This is a genomic window from Pseudomonas sp. H1h, assembly GCF_000633255.1.
GTDB lineage: Bacteria > Pseudomonadota > Gammaproteobacteria > Pseudomonadales > Pseudomonadaceae > Aquipseudomonas.
Window position 1 is genome coordinate 18,360 of sequence record NZ_AYMJ01000020.1, and the last position, 12,743, is coordinate 31,102.

Here is a 12,743-nt window from a genome sequence, read left to right on the forward strand (position 1 = left end):
CCAATTGTTTCGGCGAGCATCTGTAGAATGCCGTCATTGCACCTGATGAGAAAAGAATATGTACGACTGGCTCAACGCCTTGCCCAAGGCTGAACTGCACCTGCATCTGGAAGGCTCGCTGGAGCCCGAGCTGCTGTTCGCTTTGGCCGAGCGCAACAAGATCGCCCTGCCGTGGAACGACGTCGAAACCCTGCGCAAGGCTTACGCCTTCAACAACCTGCAGGAATTCCTCGACCTGTATTACCAGGGCGCTGACGTGTTGCGCACGTCCCAGGATTTCTACGACCTGACCTGGGCCTACCTGCTGCGCTGCAAAGAGCAGAACGTGATTCACACCGAACCGTTCTTCGACCCGCAGACCCACACCGACCGTGGCATCCCGTTCGAAGTGGTGCTCAACGGCATCGCCGCCGCGCTGAAGGATGGCGAGCAGCAACTGGGGATCACCAGCGGTCTGATCTTGAGTTTCCTGCGCCACCTGAGCGAAGACGAAGCACAGAAAACCCTCGACCAGGCGCTGCCGTTCCGTGATGCGTTTGTTGCTGTGGGCCTGGATAGCTCCGAGATGGGCCATCCGCCGAGCAAGTTCCAGCGCGTGTTCGACCGTGCCCGCCACGAGGGCTTCCTGACCGTCGCCCACGCTGGCGAAGAAGGCCCGCCGGAGTACATCTGGGAAGCCATCGACCTGCTGAAAATCCAGCGCATCGACCATGGCGTGCGCGCCATCGAAGACGAGCGCCTGATGCAGCGGATCATCGACGAACAGATCCCGCTGACCGTGTGCCCGTTGTCGAACACCAAGCTCTGCGTATTCGATCACATGTCGCAGCACAACATTCTCGACATGCTCGAGCGTGGGGTGAAGGTCACGGTGAACTCCGATGACCCGGCGTACTTCGGCGGTTACGTCACCGAGAACTTCCATGCGCTGCACGAACACCTGGGCATGACGCAAGATCAGGCCAGACGCCTGGCGCAGAACAGCCTGGATGCGCGCCTGGTAAAACCGTAAGCAACAGCGCAAAACCTCTGTAGGAGTGAGCCTGCTCGCGATGGCGGAGTGTCTAACTGACACTCTCCGCCATCGCGAGCAGACTCACTCCTGCAATTGGATGGGTGTTCAGCCTGCGACCTGGGATTCAGTCAGCTCCTCCAACGTTTTCCCCCGCGTCTCCATCCCGAACAGCCACACCACCCCCGCCGCAATCGCGAAGCACAACGCCCCCAAGGCGAACACCCCGCCCTGCCCGGTAATCGGGAATACCAAGCCGGTCACCAGCGGTCCGAGCAACGAACCGACACGACCGATCGCCGAGGCAAAGCCCGAGCCTGTGGCCCGCGCCGACGTCGGGTACAACTCCGGTGTATAGGTGTAGAGCACCGCCCACATGCCGAACAGGAAGAACTGCATCAACAGCCCGGTGCCGATCAGCAACGCGACGTTGCCGCCGAACACCGCGCTCTGGCCATAAAGAAACGCCATCACCCCACCGCCGAGCAAGGTGACAATACACACCGGTTTACGCCCCCAGCGCTCCACCAGCCATGCCGCCATCAGAAAACCGGGAATCCCGCCCAGGGAAATCAGCACGGTGTAGTACACCGACTGGGTCACGGCAAACCCAGACTGTTGCAGCAATGCACTGAGCCATGAGGTCAGTCCGTAGAAACCGAGCAAGGCGAAAAACCACAGGCTCCAGATCATCGTGGTGCGCTGGCGGTATTGCGCCGACCAGATCTGCTTGAGGGCCGAGAAGAAGTTACCCGGTGGCGTCACCGTCCGTGGCAAGCGCACAGGCTCCGGCAACGTCGCAACACCGAGCGATGCTCGCACACGCTGTTCGATTGCACCCAATACCTTGTCCGCCGCGTCATGCCGCCCGGCCTGCTCCAGCCAGCGCGGCGACTCGGGGATAAAGAAACGGATCGCCAACACGAAGACCGCCGGCACTGCCAATACCAGGAAGATGTCGCGCCAGCCAATCAACGGCAACAGGAAGTAAGACAACACCCCGGCTGCGACAAAACCCAGTGGCCAGAAACCGTCCATCAACGCGATATAACGCCCCCGTCGCCGGGCCGGAATCAGCTCGGACAGCATCGACTGAGCGATGGGAAACTCCATGCCCATGCCGATCCCCAGCAGAATGCGGAACAGCGTCAGGCTCTCGACCGTTTGCGCGGTCGAACACAGGTAACTGGCTACACCCCACAGAACGATGCTCCACTGGAACACCGGTTTGCGTCCGAAACGGTCGGCGAGCATGCCCGACAGCGATGCGCCCAGCACCATGCCGAAAAAACTCGAACTGGCGAGCAACCCGGCTTGTGCACTGCTCAGGCCAAACTCGCTTTTGATCGAGCCGAGCAGGAACGTCATCATGGCCAGGTCCATGGAGTCGAAAAAGAACGCCAGGGCAATGATGATGAAAATGACGCGGTGATAACCGCTGAGCGGCAGGCGCTCCAGTCGTTCTGCCGCGCTGAAGTTTCGCGTATCCATGGCCCGTCTCCCCATCCGCAATATTTGCCGATCGAGTGTGCGGGATAACGGTTCAAAGCTTTTTCTGGATGCGACCTGTTCACAGTCACAGGCGACGCCAGCGTCGAAGTGGCAGCCGGCGAAAGCTCTATTACGCCATTTCCAGCTCGGTTTCCTTGGCGAAACGATGAATTTCCCGCTGCCCGGCCGGGGTCACCTGCAAGGCACGGGAGTCTTTGGGCAGTACCAGCCAGCCGGACTGCATGAACAGCTGCAACAACGCAGCTCCCAGAGAGCCCCCCATGTGCGGACGCCGTTCGCTCCAGTCCGGACAGGCACACGCCACCTGAGCCTTGCGATGGGCCAGCGCCTGGATGAACACGCCCCGGCTGGCCAGCTGGTTCGCCCCCTTCAGGGTTACCACGACGCGCTGCTCGGTCTGTTCGATCCAGCCCGCTTCGAGCAGACGTTGATACAGATCGGCGGCCAGCGTGCCACCCAAATGGTCATCGCAAAAACGCGCGCGCAGCAGCGATGACGGTGCGATCTGGGGATTGGCGAACGGTGTCGAGCGCTTGAATACGTGAGGCACCTCCCGCGGTGCACTGGCGATCGTGGCACTGGCCAGGGCTTCGATGGCGGCAGCGATCTCCGGGGCAGCCAGGCGAAAAAAACGCTTGCGCCCACGGACCTCTACTTTCAACAGACCGCCGGCGGACAAACGCCCCAGATGCGCACTGGCCGACGATGGCGACAACCCTGCCAGCAGCGCCAGCTCCTCGGTCTGGCGGGCCGAGCCATCCATCAACGCCCACATCATCGCGCTGCGCTTGGGGTCGGCCAGCAGCGTGGCGATCTGGCTGATGCAAGGTGCATGTTCCATGTATTCACTCCCTGTTGAATCGTATCGTCTACTGCTCGAAGACATCTTGACCAGTAATGCGTCGTCGGCCAAGACGCGTAAAACGCCATGAACCGGAGCAACGCAGGCCAGTGATGCAGCACCCGTCAATGGAGTGCCCGCGGCGTTTGTGCACTTCTGGTCCACCCCCGGAAAAACCGGCCGGACTCTGCCCTGGCCGGTTGTCGGCGCAGGTTTGAGGCGGTCGCTAGTATAAGCGGGATGCACGCCGCTTCCTGCGCCGTGGCTGACACGAATGGTGATAGTTTCTGAGAGAAATTTCGCTAATTGCCTGCGACTAATGATCAACTTTCGGGAAATGCGGAAATTGACTACTCAATTCGGCGCATCGGCTGGCGAGCATTTCCCTTAAAAGGTTCACCGGCTTACTCAATTGCGCGCGATGGGCGCACAACAGATTCAGTGGTGCACGCTCGCAGAGCAATTCCGGCAACAACACTTTGAGGCGTCCGGCGAGGACATCCGCGCCGACATCGAGCCACGACTTGTAAGCGATGCCCGCCCCTGCCACTGCCCACAACCGCACCACATCGGCGTCATCGCTGAAGCGATCGCCGCTGACCGTCAGACCGACTTCGCGTCTGCCGTCATGAAAACTCCAATGGTCGTGAACCCGGCTGCCGAGCATGTACAGCAGACAATTGTGCTGAGCCAGTTGTTCGAGTTGCCGCGGTTCGCCGTGGCGCGCCAGGTACGCCGGTGATGCACAGAGCACCCGGCGATTTTCCGCCGCGATGGGCAAGGCGACCAGACTGGAGTCTTCCGGCTCGCCGTAGCGCAAGGCGATGTCCACCGGCTGGCGGAACAGGTCGGCGATGCGATCACCGAGCAGCAGGCGCACGGTCAGCTTCGGGTGCTCGCGCTGAAACTCGTCGAGCCACGGCAGCAACAGGTTGCGACCGAAATCCGACGGCGCCGACAACTGCAGGATTCCGCTGACCTGATCCTGTGCACTGGACAGGTAGCGCCGCCCCTCATCCAGTTGACCCAGGGCGGCGCGGGCGTATTCAAGAAAGCCTTCACCCTCGGCGGTCAGGCGCAAGCTGCGCGTCGAGCGGGCCAACAGACGTGCGCCCAGTTGTTGTTCGATGCGCTTGAGCGCCGCACTGGCCACCGCAGCGGACATGTCCATGACCCGCGCCGCCGCCGACAGGCTGCCCAGATCCGCCGCGCGGACGAACAACTGCAAATCATCGAAACGCAGCATTCTCAGCCCCGATTATCAAAAAAATATTGAAAGAGACTGCTCTTTTAGCCGGTTTTATCGCGCCGAGAAATAGCCAATCATCTGCTCCATCGAATTCATCCCGCTGCTTTGGAGCCGAGCATGTCCCAGCCATTCACCGCCATCGCTACCCTGATCGCCAAACCTGGCCAGCAGGACACCCTCGAAAACGCCCTGCGCGAGCTGGTTGCACCCAGCCGCGCCGAAGCAGGCTGCGGCCAATACGACCTGCACCGCGACCTGGCCGATCCACTGACCTTTTATGTGATCGAACACTGGGCCGGCGAGGAAATCCTGCTGGCGCACAACGCCAGCGCGCATTTCCTGAACTTCCAGGCGACTGCGGGGCATTGCATCGAACACTTCCAATTGAAACGCCTGGGCGCCATCGCCTGAGCCGTTCTTCTATTACTGTCACGGAGCCAATCATGAAAGCCATCGCCTATTACGCTTCCCTGCCGATCAGCGACGAAAAATCCCTGCAGGACATCGAGCTGCCAGAACCGGTCGCCGGCCCGCGCGACCTGCTGGTGGAAGTCAAAGCCATTTCGGTCAACCCGGTCGACACCAAGGTGCGGCAGAACGTGGCACCGGAAAACGGCGCGGCGAAAGTCCTCGGCTGGGACGTCGCGGGTGTGGTCAAGGCGGTCGGCAGCGAAGTGAGCCTGTTCAAGACCGGCGATAAAGTGTTCTACGCCGGCTCCATCGCCCGCGCCGGCGGTAACAGCGAGCTGCACGTGGTCGATGAGCGGATTGTCGGCCACATGCCCAAGTCCCTCGGTTTCGCCGAAGCCGCGGCCCTGCCGTTGACCGCCATCACTGCCTGGGAACTGCTGTTCGAACGCCTGCAGGTTCGCGAAGGTAAAACAGATGAGGGCCAGAGCCTGCTGATCGTCGGCGCTGCCGGTGGGGTGGGTTCGATCCTGACTCAACTGGCCAGGCAGTTGACCGGCCTGAAGGTGATCGGCACCGCCTCCCGCACGCAGACTCGCGACTGGGTGACTGAGCTGGGCGCCGATCGGGTGATCGATCATAGCCAACCGCTGAGCGAAGAACTCAAGCGCGCCGGGATCGACCACGTGACCCACGTCGCCAGCCTGACCCAGACCGATCATCACCTCGATCAACTGGTCGAGGCCCTGGCGCCGCAAGGCAAACTGGCACTGATCGATGACCCGAAGTCGCTGGACGTGACCAAACTCAAGCGCAAGAGCCTGTCGCTGCACTGGGAGTTCATGTATACCCGCTCGCTGTTCGAAACCCCGGACATGATCGAGCAGCACAAACTGCTCAACCGCGTGGCCGAACTGATTGATACGGGGACACTGAAGACCACGGTGGGCGAGCATTTCGGCACGATCAATGCGGCGAACCTGCGTCGTGCGCATGAGCTGCTGGAAAGTGGCAAAGCCAAGGGCAAAATTGTTTTAGAAAGTTTCTGAGAATCTGAAGGTCATGACCAGCGTCAGCTCCCATAAGGGCTGGCGCTGGTTTTTGCCGTCAGTCAGATGCTTGACCGTTGTCACAAATGCGATCGTATTCAGGTCTACAATCGAAACCTCTGCGATGCATCTTTTACACAAGGGAGGTCAGCAATGAAGATCCTGATAAAAGAAGTGGCAAAGTCTCAATGGCAGGTTCGTCTGGACCAGCACGCCGTGACATTTCGCAGTGAAGCCGAAGCCTTGGCCTTCACCCGCACCCTCGAAGCGCGACTCTGCGCGCCCCATCAGATTCCCGACCGCAGCCAGCATCGCGCGGCTGGCTGAGCCTTTTACGCCTCGGCCTGGGCTTGCGCCAATGCCCGGGCATTCTGCAGGCGGCGGGTGAGCATCGCGACGCTCACGACCAATAAACCGCACAGGCTGATGACCATGGCCATCGGCACGGCGGTGCCGTCGTGCAATACACCCACCAGTGCCGAAGCACCGGCGGCGACGCTGAACTGCATGCAGCCGAGCAACGCCGATGCACTGCCGGCGCGAGCGCCCTGACCATTCATTGCACAGGCGGCTGCGTTGGGGCTGATGCAGCCAAGGCTGGAGACACAGATAAACAACGGAATCAGCAGCGGCCACAAGGCTTCGGTGTGCAGGACACTCACCGCAAGCAGCGCCAGCCCGGCACACAGGTAAACCCAGACCGCCCTCGACAGCAGAAATGCCGGGCCACGCTTGGCCAGCAGTCGCGCATTGACCTGCGCCACCAGAATGAACCCCGCCGCGTTAGTGCCGAACAACCAGCCGAAATGCTCGGCCGGCACGCCGTACAGCTTGATGAAGATGAACGGTGAGCCGGCGATGTAAGCGAACATCCCGGCAATGGCGATACCGCCGGTCAGGGCATGACCGAGATAGACCCGATCCTGCAGCAGGCGGCCGTACTGGCGCAGTGCACCGGACAACGGCTGACGCGGCATATGTGCCGGCATGCTTTCCGGCAGGCCAAGCGCCACCGCCAGTCCAGCCAGGGCGCTGAACCCGGTGAGGACGAGGAAGATCGATTGCCAGCCCGTGGTGTTGACCAGCAAGCCGCCGAGCATTGGTGCCAGAATCGGTGCCAGGCCCATCACCAGCATCAACTGCGAAAAGACTTTCGCCGACCCCACCGCGTCGCACTTGTCGCTGACCACCGCCCGCGAAATCACCATCCCCGCACAGCCGCCCAACGCCTGGACAAAGCGCGCACCGATCAGCCATTCCAGATTAGGCGCATACGCACAGGCCAGCGACGCCAGCGTGAACAACGCCAGACCGGTGAGCAACGGAATGCGCCGGCCAAAGCGATCCGCCACCGGACCATAAGCCAGTTGGCCAATCGACAACCCGGCGAAATAGGCTGCCAGCGTCATCTGCACGTGCTTCTCATCGGTGCCGAACGCCAGCGCCATGGAAGGAAATGCAGGTAGATAGAAGTCGATCGCCAAGGGCCCGAAGGCGGTCAAGGCACCGAGAATCAGAATGGTACGGAAGTTCATCAGGCATCCAGGTTGGCAAGTCGGCAGCCCGACAGTCTAGCCGCGCCCGGACGCCTTGAACATTCCGATAGCTCGCTAACTATAAAAACATCAGGCGAGTTTGACGGCGTAGCCTTCTTCGCTGATGACCTCAATGACCTGCTCGGCACTCAGCGCACTTTCGACACCAACCTCTTTGGCCGCCAGATCGACGCGCACGCTGGCCGCCGGATCCTTCGCTTGCACGGCGTTGGTGATGGCCTTGACACAATGACCGCAGGACATGCCTTGAACGTTGAACACTTGCATGGATTGACTCCTTTGAGTGAGGTTGCCGGCAGTGTCGAGCTTGCCACCATGGCAAGGTCAAGTTCTGCAAAAAACTGCCGGGCTGGCATTCGGCGTCGCGCTCAGCCAAGCTGCGTGCATCAATGACTCAAATTCAGGAGATTCAGCCATGCGCTGGTCAGCTTTCAGCCTGTTTGGCTTGCTCAGCCTGTTCGCCGCCCTGCCCCAGGCCAACGCGACCGGCGAGGACTACGCCGTTCTGATCATCTCGCGCGAGCGCCTCGAAGTGCCGACCTCCTGCGAGATCGGCGTGTACATCCAGGATCAGTTTGCCGGGCGCCTGCTGCAGGAACAGTCCACCTCGTTCAACCTGCAACATGGCACGTTCTCCATCCGCCTGAAACTTGAGCCGAGCCAGGTGCCCGGTTGCAAACCAGGCATGCTGGCGCCGCCGGCTCAGGAGATCACGCTCAAGGCCGGGGACGTGGTGAAGTACCGGATCGCAACGTCTGCCAAAGGTTTGTACCTGCGACCTGCCGCCCTCGAATACTAAGCAAAACCACAAATTGTGGGAGCGAGCCTGCTCGCGAATGTGGTGTGTCATTCAGCGATGATAGTGACTGACACACCACTTTCGCGAGCAAGCCCGCTCCCACATTGGTTTTGCAGTGAGTCAAAGATTGGCGCTTGACCTTGCCCGCATGGCAAGGTTGATCCTTGTAGGCATCTACTACAGGGAGTACGACCGATGTCCGATTCCATTACTTTCGATCTGCCGATCGCCGGCATGACCTGCGCCAGTTGCGCCGGGCGTGTCGAGCGGGCGTTGAGCAAAGTCAGCGGCGCCAGTGCCGTCAGCGTCAATCTCGCCACCGAACAGGCTCGCGTCCAGGCCCCCGGCGACAGCTTGCCGGCGTTGATGGAGGCAGTGGAACGCGCCGGTTACAGCGTGCCGCAGCAAACGATCGAACTGAACATTGAAGGCATGACCTGCGCGTCATGCGCCGGGCGTGTCGAACGCGCCCTGAACAAAGTCCCCGGGGTGAAGAACGTCAGCGTCAACCTCGCCAACGAACGCGCGCACCTCGAGCTGCTCGGTCAGGTCGATCCACAAGCGCTGCTCGACGCCGTGAGCAAGGCCGGTTACTCGGCCAGCGTCTGGCAGGCAGAACACCCACAAACCGATAACCAGCAACAGCGCCTGCAACATGAGCGCTGGGCGCTGATCTGCGCGATCGCTCTGGCATTGCCGCTGGTGTTGCCGATGTTGCTGCAACCGTTCGGCATTCACTGGATGCTCCCGGCCTGGGCGCAATTTGCCCTCGCCACGCCGGTGCAATTCATTTTCGGTGCACGGTTTTATGTGGCCGCGTGGAAAGCCGTGCGCGCCGGGGCCGGCAATATGGACTTGCTGGTGGCCCTCGGCACCAGCGCCGGTTATGGCTTGAGCCTCTACGAATGGGCCACCGCCGCCGGGCGCATGCCGCATCTGTATTTCGAAGCGTCGGCGGTGGTGATCGCCCTGGTGCTGCTCGGCAAATACCTGGAAAGCCGCGCCAAGCGCCAGACCGCCAGCGCCATCCGCGCTCTGGAAGCCTTGCGCCCGGAACGGGCGGTGCAAGTGATCGACGGCCGTGAGCAGGACGTTGCGATCAGCGCTCTGCGCCTGAACGATCAAGTCTTGGTCAAACCCGGCGAACGCTTCCCGGTCGACGGTGAAGTGCTGGAAGGCCAGAGCCACGCCGATGAAGCGCTGATCAGCGGCGAAAGCCTGCCGGTGCCGAAACAACCCGGCGACAAGGTCACCGGCGGCGCGATCAACGGTGAAGGTCGTCTGTTGGTGCGCACCACCGCCCTTGGCGCAGAAAGCGTGCTGGCGCGGATCATCCGCCTGGTGGAAGACGCTCAGGCGGCGAAAGCACCGATCCAGAAACTGGTGGATAAAGTCAGCCAGGTGTTCGTGCCCACCGTGTTGCTGATTGCCCTCGCCACGCTGATAGGCTGGTGGCTGTACGGCGCGCCCATGGAAACTGCGTTGATCAATGCCGTCGCCGTGCTGGTGATCGCGTGCCCTTGTGCGCTCGGCCTCGCTACCCCGACGGCGATCATGGCCGGCACCGGGGTGGCGGCGCGTCACGGAATTCTGATCAAGGATGCCGAGGCGCTGGAACGTGCGCATGAAGTCGACAACGTAGTCTTCGACAAGACCGGTACGCTGACTTCCGGCACTCCGCGCATCGCCCATTTCAGTGCGCTGGACGGTGATGAAAATACCCTGCTGACACTGGCCGCGGCCCTGCAACGCGGCAGCGAGCATCCACTGGCCAAAGCAGTGCTGGACGCAGCCGCCGAGCGCGACCTTATTGTGCCTGATGTCAGCGACAGCCAATCGCTGACCGGGCGCGGTATCGCCGGCAATCTTCAGAGTCGGCGCCTGGCGCTGGGCAACCGGAGGTTGCTGGAAGAAAGCGGCCTGAGCGCCGGCAATCTTGCCGAGTCTGCCAAGGCCTGGGAAATCGAAGGCCGGACCTTGTCGTGGCTGATCGAACAAAGCCCGGAGCCACGTGTGCTCGGGCTGTTCGCGTTCGGAGACACACTCAAGCCCGGTGCACTGCAAGCGGTGCAGCAACTGGCCGCCCGAGATATCCACAGCCATCTGCTGACGGGCGACAACCGTGGTAGCGCGAAAGTCGTCGCCCAAGCCTTGGGCATCCAGAACGTACACGCCGAAGTGCTGCCCGCCGACAAAGCCGCCACCGTCGCCGAGCTGAAGAAAACCGGCGTGGTGGCAATGGTCGGCGATGGCATCAACGACGCCCCGGCATTGGCCGCAGCGGACATCGGCATTGCCATGGGCGGCGGCACCGACGTGGCGATGCACGCGGCCGGCATCACCCTGATGCGCGGCGACCCACGGCTGGTGCCCGCGGCGCTGGAGATCAGCCGCAAGACCTACGCGAAGATTCGCCAGAACCTGTTCTGGGCGTTCGTCTACAACCTGATCGGCATTCCGTTGGCGGCGTTCGGCTTCCTCAACCCGGTGCTGGCCGGTGCAGCGATGGCACTGTCGAGCGTCAGCGTGGTGAGCAATGCGCTACTGTTGAAAACCTGGAAACCGAAGGATCTGGAGGAGCACCGATGAACATCGGCCAAGCGGCCCGGCACAGTGGCCTGAGCGCGAAGATGATCCGCTATTACGAGTCGATCGGCCTGCTCAAGGCCGCCCATCGCACCGACAGCGGCTACCGGGTTTACGGCGATGATGACCTGCACACACTGGCATTCATCAAGCGCTCGCGGGACTTGGGCTTTTCTCTGGAAGAAGTCGGCAAGCTGCTGACCCTCTGGCAGGATCGCCAACGCGCCAGCGCCGATGTGAAGGCGCTGGCACGTCAGCACATCGACGAGTTGAACCAGAAGATCCGCGAACTCGGCGAGTTGCGCGACACCCTGCAGGATTTGGTCGAGCACTGTAATGGCGACCATCGCCCCGATTGCCCGATCCTCAAGGAACTGGCGTCGGGCTGCTGCGCGCAACCCGCTCGCGCCTGAGCGCCAGCCCTTTCACCGTCAACAACGTACTGAGCGGGATGCCGTGGAACAGCAGCACCACGGCACCCGGTGTCCACCAGCCATAGAACGGCGCGGCAATCAGCATGCCGACGCCGAACCCGGTCATTTGCAGCAAGGTCAGGAAGCTGAAGATTGGCAGGCGCAGATGCTCCGGTTCGCGTTGCAGGCGCGACATCAGGCCGACCTCGGAAAAGCCGTCGCCCAACCCGGCAGGCAGGGAAAACAGCAACAGACCATAGAGGCTGTGCTGCTGAAACATCAGGATGAAGCCGCAGGACATCAACGCCACACCGAAGAAAAACCGCCGCTCCAGATGGCGGTTGTCCGAGCCTTCGAGGCGACTGGCGATCCGCGCGCCGAGCAGTTTGCCGCTGGCCCACACCGCCAGCATCAGGCCCAGCGTGGTGCTGGCCGAGTCCGGTGTCAGCAGTCTGGAAATGATCGGGAAACCGACGTTGTGCGCAGCGCTGCCCAGGGTGTCGGCCATGGTCACGGCAAGCATCGCCGCGATCACCGGGGCACTGCGCAGGCCTTGTCTGAGGGCTGACCATTCGTTGCGTTCGCTGGCCGATTGTTCGTCGATCGCTGACACGGCGAAACGCAACGGTGCGATCAACAGCGCGGCCAGCAAATAGGTCAGTGCGTTGAGTGCGAACACCGTTTCGAAGCCGAATGCCGCCACCAGCAAACCGGAGACCAGACTGCCACCCACCATGGCCGCCGATGACGCCGAGGTGATCCAGGCATTGGTTTTCAGCAACTGATCTGGTTCGATCAGCCGCGGCAACTGGCTGTTGAGGCCGATGGCAAACATCGAGTTGCCAAAGCCCAGGCCGAAGGCGACTACCGGCAACAGCAACGCCTGCTGGCTGACCGGCACAATCAACAGCCCGCCGAGCAGCACCGCACGCAGTAGATCGAAAGCGATCAACGGCACCCGGCCACTCCAGCGCCGATAGAAGCGCGTGCCGATCAGGCTGGCAAAAATCCCCCCGCCGACACGGCTGGCGAGGAAGATCCCGACGCTCATGGCGCTGTTGCTCAGCAGGTAGACGTAAGTCGCCAGCGCGACCATGTTGAGGAAAGCACCGAAGTCGGAGATCAGGCGGGCGGTGATGATCAGGCGGGCGTTCACATTCAATCCTTGAGTGTGCGGGGGCTGACAAGAGTCCCATACACATTTCAAGAACACCATAGAACCTGTGGAAGCGGGCTTGCTCGCGAAAGGACCGTGTCAGCCGCCATCATTGCTGCCTGACACACAGCCTTCGCGAGCAAGCCCGCTCCCACAGGGGAT

Annotated in this window: 13 protein-coding genes; 7 read left to right on the plus strand and 6 right to left on the minus strand. The window is 61.7% G+C overall.

Annotation, left to right across the window (positions count from 1 at the left end; all coding sequences use genetic code 11):
• Positions 1 to 58 precede the first annotated feature (58 nt).
• The gene (locus U862_RS0118125) at positions 59 to 1,012 is read left to right on the plus strand and encodes an adenosine deaminase (protein ID WP_025111712.1); all 954 of its coding nucleotides are present in this window, start codon (positions 59 to 61) and stop codon (positions 1,010 to 1,012) included.
• Positions 1,013 to 1,120: 108 nt separating this feature from the next.
• On the opposite strand, the gene U862_RS0118130 is transcribed toward U862_RS0118125, so the two are convergent.
• From U862_RS0118130 to U862_RS0118140, 3 genes are all read right to left on the minus strand, one after another.
• Positions 1,121 to 2,503 (minus strand): MFS transporter, encoded by a 1,383-nt coding sequence (locus tag U862_RS0118130; RefSeq protein WP_025111713.1) that lies wholly within the window; start codon positions 2,501 to 2,503, stop codon positions 1,121 to 1,123.
• A 130-nt stretch (positions 2,504 to 2,633) separates the two neighbouring features.
• Positions 2,634 to 3,365 carry a helix-turn-helix transcriptional regulator gene (locus tag U862_RS0118135; protein ID WP_025111714.1) on the minus strand — a complete coding sequence of 244 codons (732 nt, stop codon included), beginning with the start codon at positions 3,363 to 3,365 and terminating at the stop codon, positions 2,634 to 2,636.
• 316 nt (positions 3,366 to 3,681) lie between these two features.
• Complete coding sequence (locus U862_RS0118140; RefSeq protein ID WP_025111715.1) at positions 3,682 to 4,611, minus strand: LysR family transcriptional regulator; 930 nt, start codon at positions 4,609 to 4,611, stop codon at positions 3,682 to 3,684.
• 120 nt (positions 4,612 to 4,731) lie between these two features.
• Between U862_RS0118140 and U862_RS0118145 the strand changes: the two genes are divergently transcribed.
• The 3 genes from U862_RS0118145 to U862_RS30920 all read left to right on the plus strand — a co-directional run bounded on the left by U862_RS0118145 (position 4,732) and on the right by U862_RS30920 (position 6,398).
• The gene (locus U862_RS0118145) at positions 4,732 to 5,025 is read left to right on the plus strand and encodes a putative quinol monooxygenase (RefSeq protein ID WP_025111716.1); all 294 of its coding nucleotides are present in this window, start codon (positions 4,732 to 4,734) and stop codon (positions 5,023 to 5,025) included.
• 32 nt (positions 5,026 to 5,057) lie between these two features.
• Positions 5,058 to 6,071: a zinc-binding alcohol dehydrogenase family protein gene (locus U862_RS0118150; protein ID WP_025111717.1), complete on the plus strand. Its 1,014-nt coding sequence runs from the start codon at positions 5,058 to 5,060 to the stop codon at positions 6,069 to 6,071.
• A gap of 153 nt (positions 6,072 to 6,224) precedes the next feature.
• Complete coding sequence (locus U862_RS30920; protein WP_177327351.1) at positions 6,225 to 6,398, plus strand: hypothetical protein; 174 nt, start codon at positions 6,225 to 6,227, stop codon at positions 6,396 to 6,398.
• Between the two features lie 5 nt (positions 6,399 to 6,403).
• On the opposite strand, the gene U862_RS0118160 is transcribed toward U862_RS30920, so the two are convergent.
• Together U862_RS0118160 and U862_RS0118165 are read right to left on the minus strand one after the other, a co-directional pair.
• Complete coding sequence (locus tag U862_RS0118160; protein ID WP_025111718.1) at positions 6,404 to 7,606, minus strand: multidrug effflux MFS transporter; 1,203 nt, start codon at positions 7,604 to 7,606, stop codon at positions 6,404 to 6,406.
• A gap of 90 nt (positions 7,607 to 7,696) precedes the next feature.
• Positions 7,697 to 7,894 (minus strand): cation transporter, encoded by a 198-nt coding sequence (locus U862_RS0118165; RefSeq protein WP_025111719.1) that lies wholly within the window; start codon positions 7,892 to 7,894, stop codon positions 7,697 to 7,699.
• Between the two features lie 148 nt (positions 7,895 to 8,042).
• Between U862_RS0118165 and U862_RS0118170 the strand changes: the two genes are divergently transcribed.
• The 3 genes from U862_RS0118170 (at position 8,043) to cueR (ending at position 11,425) form a co-directional block, all read left to right on the plus strand.
• On the plus strand, positions 8,043 to 8,426 hold the full coding sequence (locus tag U862_RS0118170) for a hypothetical protein (protein WP_025111720.1): 384 nt from the start codon (positions 8,043 to 8,045) through the stop codon (positions 8,424 to 8,426).
• A gap of 195 nt (positions 8,427 to 8,621) precedes the next feature.
• Positions 8,622 to 11,015, plus strand: coding sequence for a heavy metal translocating P-type ATPase (locus tag U862_RS0118175; RefSeq protein WP_025111721.1), 2,394 nt, complete (start codon positions 8,622 to 8,624; stop codon positions 11,013 to 11,015).
• Positions 11,012 to 11,425 (plus strand): Cu(I)-responsive transcriptional regulator, encoded by a 414-nt coding sequence (gene cueR, locus U862_RS0118180; protein WP_025111722.1) that lies wholly within the window; start codon positions 11,012 to 11,014, stop codon positions 11,423 to 11,425. The genes U862_RS0118175 and cueR overlap by 4 nt, the downstream gene beginning before the upstream one ends.
• On the opposite strand, the gene U862_RS0118185 is transcribed toward cueR, so the two are convergent.
• Positions 11,379 to 12,581, minus strand: a complete 1,203-nt coding sequence (locus tag U862_RS0118185) for an MFS transporter (protein WP_025111723.1) — start codon at positions 12,579 to 12,581, stop codon at positions 11,379 to 11,381. The two genes, cueR and U862_RS0118185, sit on opposite strands and share 47 nt — an antisense overlap.
• Positions 12,582 to 12,743 lie beyond the last annotated feature (162 nt).

Bases quoted from the DNA above. Each gene is read 5' to 3' on its own strand.
- U862_RS0118125 (WP_025111712.1), top strand. From the start codon at position 59: ATGTACGACTGGCTCAACGCCTTGCCCAAGGCTGAACTGCACCTGCAT.
- U862_RS0118130 (WP_025111713.1), bottom strand. From the start codon at position 2,503: ATGGATACGCGAAACTTCAGCGCGGCAGAACGACTGGAGCGCCTGCCG.
- U862_RS0118135 (WP_025111714.1), bottom strand. From the start codon at position 3,365: ATGGAACATGCACCTTGCATCAGCCAGATCGCCACGCTGCTGGCCGAC.
- U862_RS0118140 (WP_025111715.1), bottom strand. From the start codon at position 4,611: ATGCTGCGTTTCGATGATTTGCAGTTGTTCGTCCGCGCGGCGGATCTG.
- U862_RS0118145 (WP_025111716.1), top strand. From the start codon at position 4,732: ATGTCCCAGCCATTCACCGCCATCGCTACCCTGATCGCCAAACCTGGC.
- U862_RS0118150 (WP_025111717.1), top strand. From the start codon at position 5,058: ATGAAAGCCATCGCCTATTACGCTTCCCTGCCGATCAGCGACGAAAAA.
- U862_RS30920 (WP_177327351.1), top strand. From the start codon at position 6,225: ATGAAGATCCTGATAAAAGAAGTGGCAAAGTCTCAATGGCAGGTTCGT.
- U862_RS0118160 (WP_025111718.1), bottom strand. From the start codon at position 7,606: ATGAACTTCCGTACCATTCTGATTCTCGGTGCCTTGACCGCCTTCGGG.
- U862_RS0118165 (WP_025111719.1), bottom strand. From the start codon at position 7,894: ATGCAAGTGTTCAACGTTCAAGGCATGTCCTGCGGTCATTGTGTCAAG.
- U862_RS0118170 (WP_025111720.1), top strand. From the start codon at position 8,043: ATGCGCTGGTCAGCTTTCAGCCTGTTTGGCTTGCTCAGCCTGTTCGCC.
- U862_RS0118175 (WP_025111721.1), top strand. From the start codon at position 8,622: ATGTCCGATTCCATTACTTTCGATCTGCCGATCGCCGGCATGACCTGC.
- cueR (WP_025111722.1), top strand. From the start codon at position 11,012: ATGAACATCGGCCAAGCGGCCCGGCACAGTGGCCTGAGCGCGAAGATG.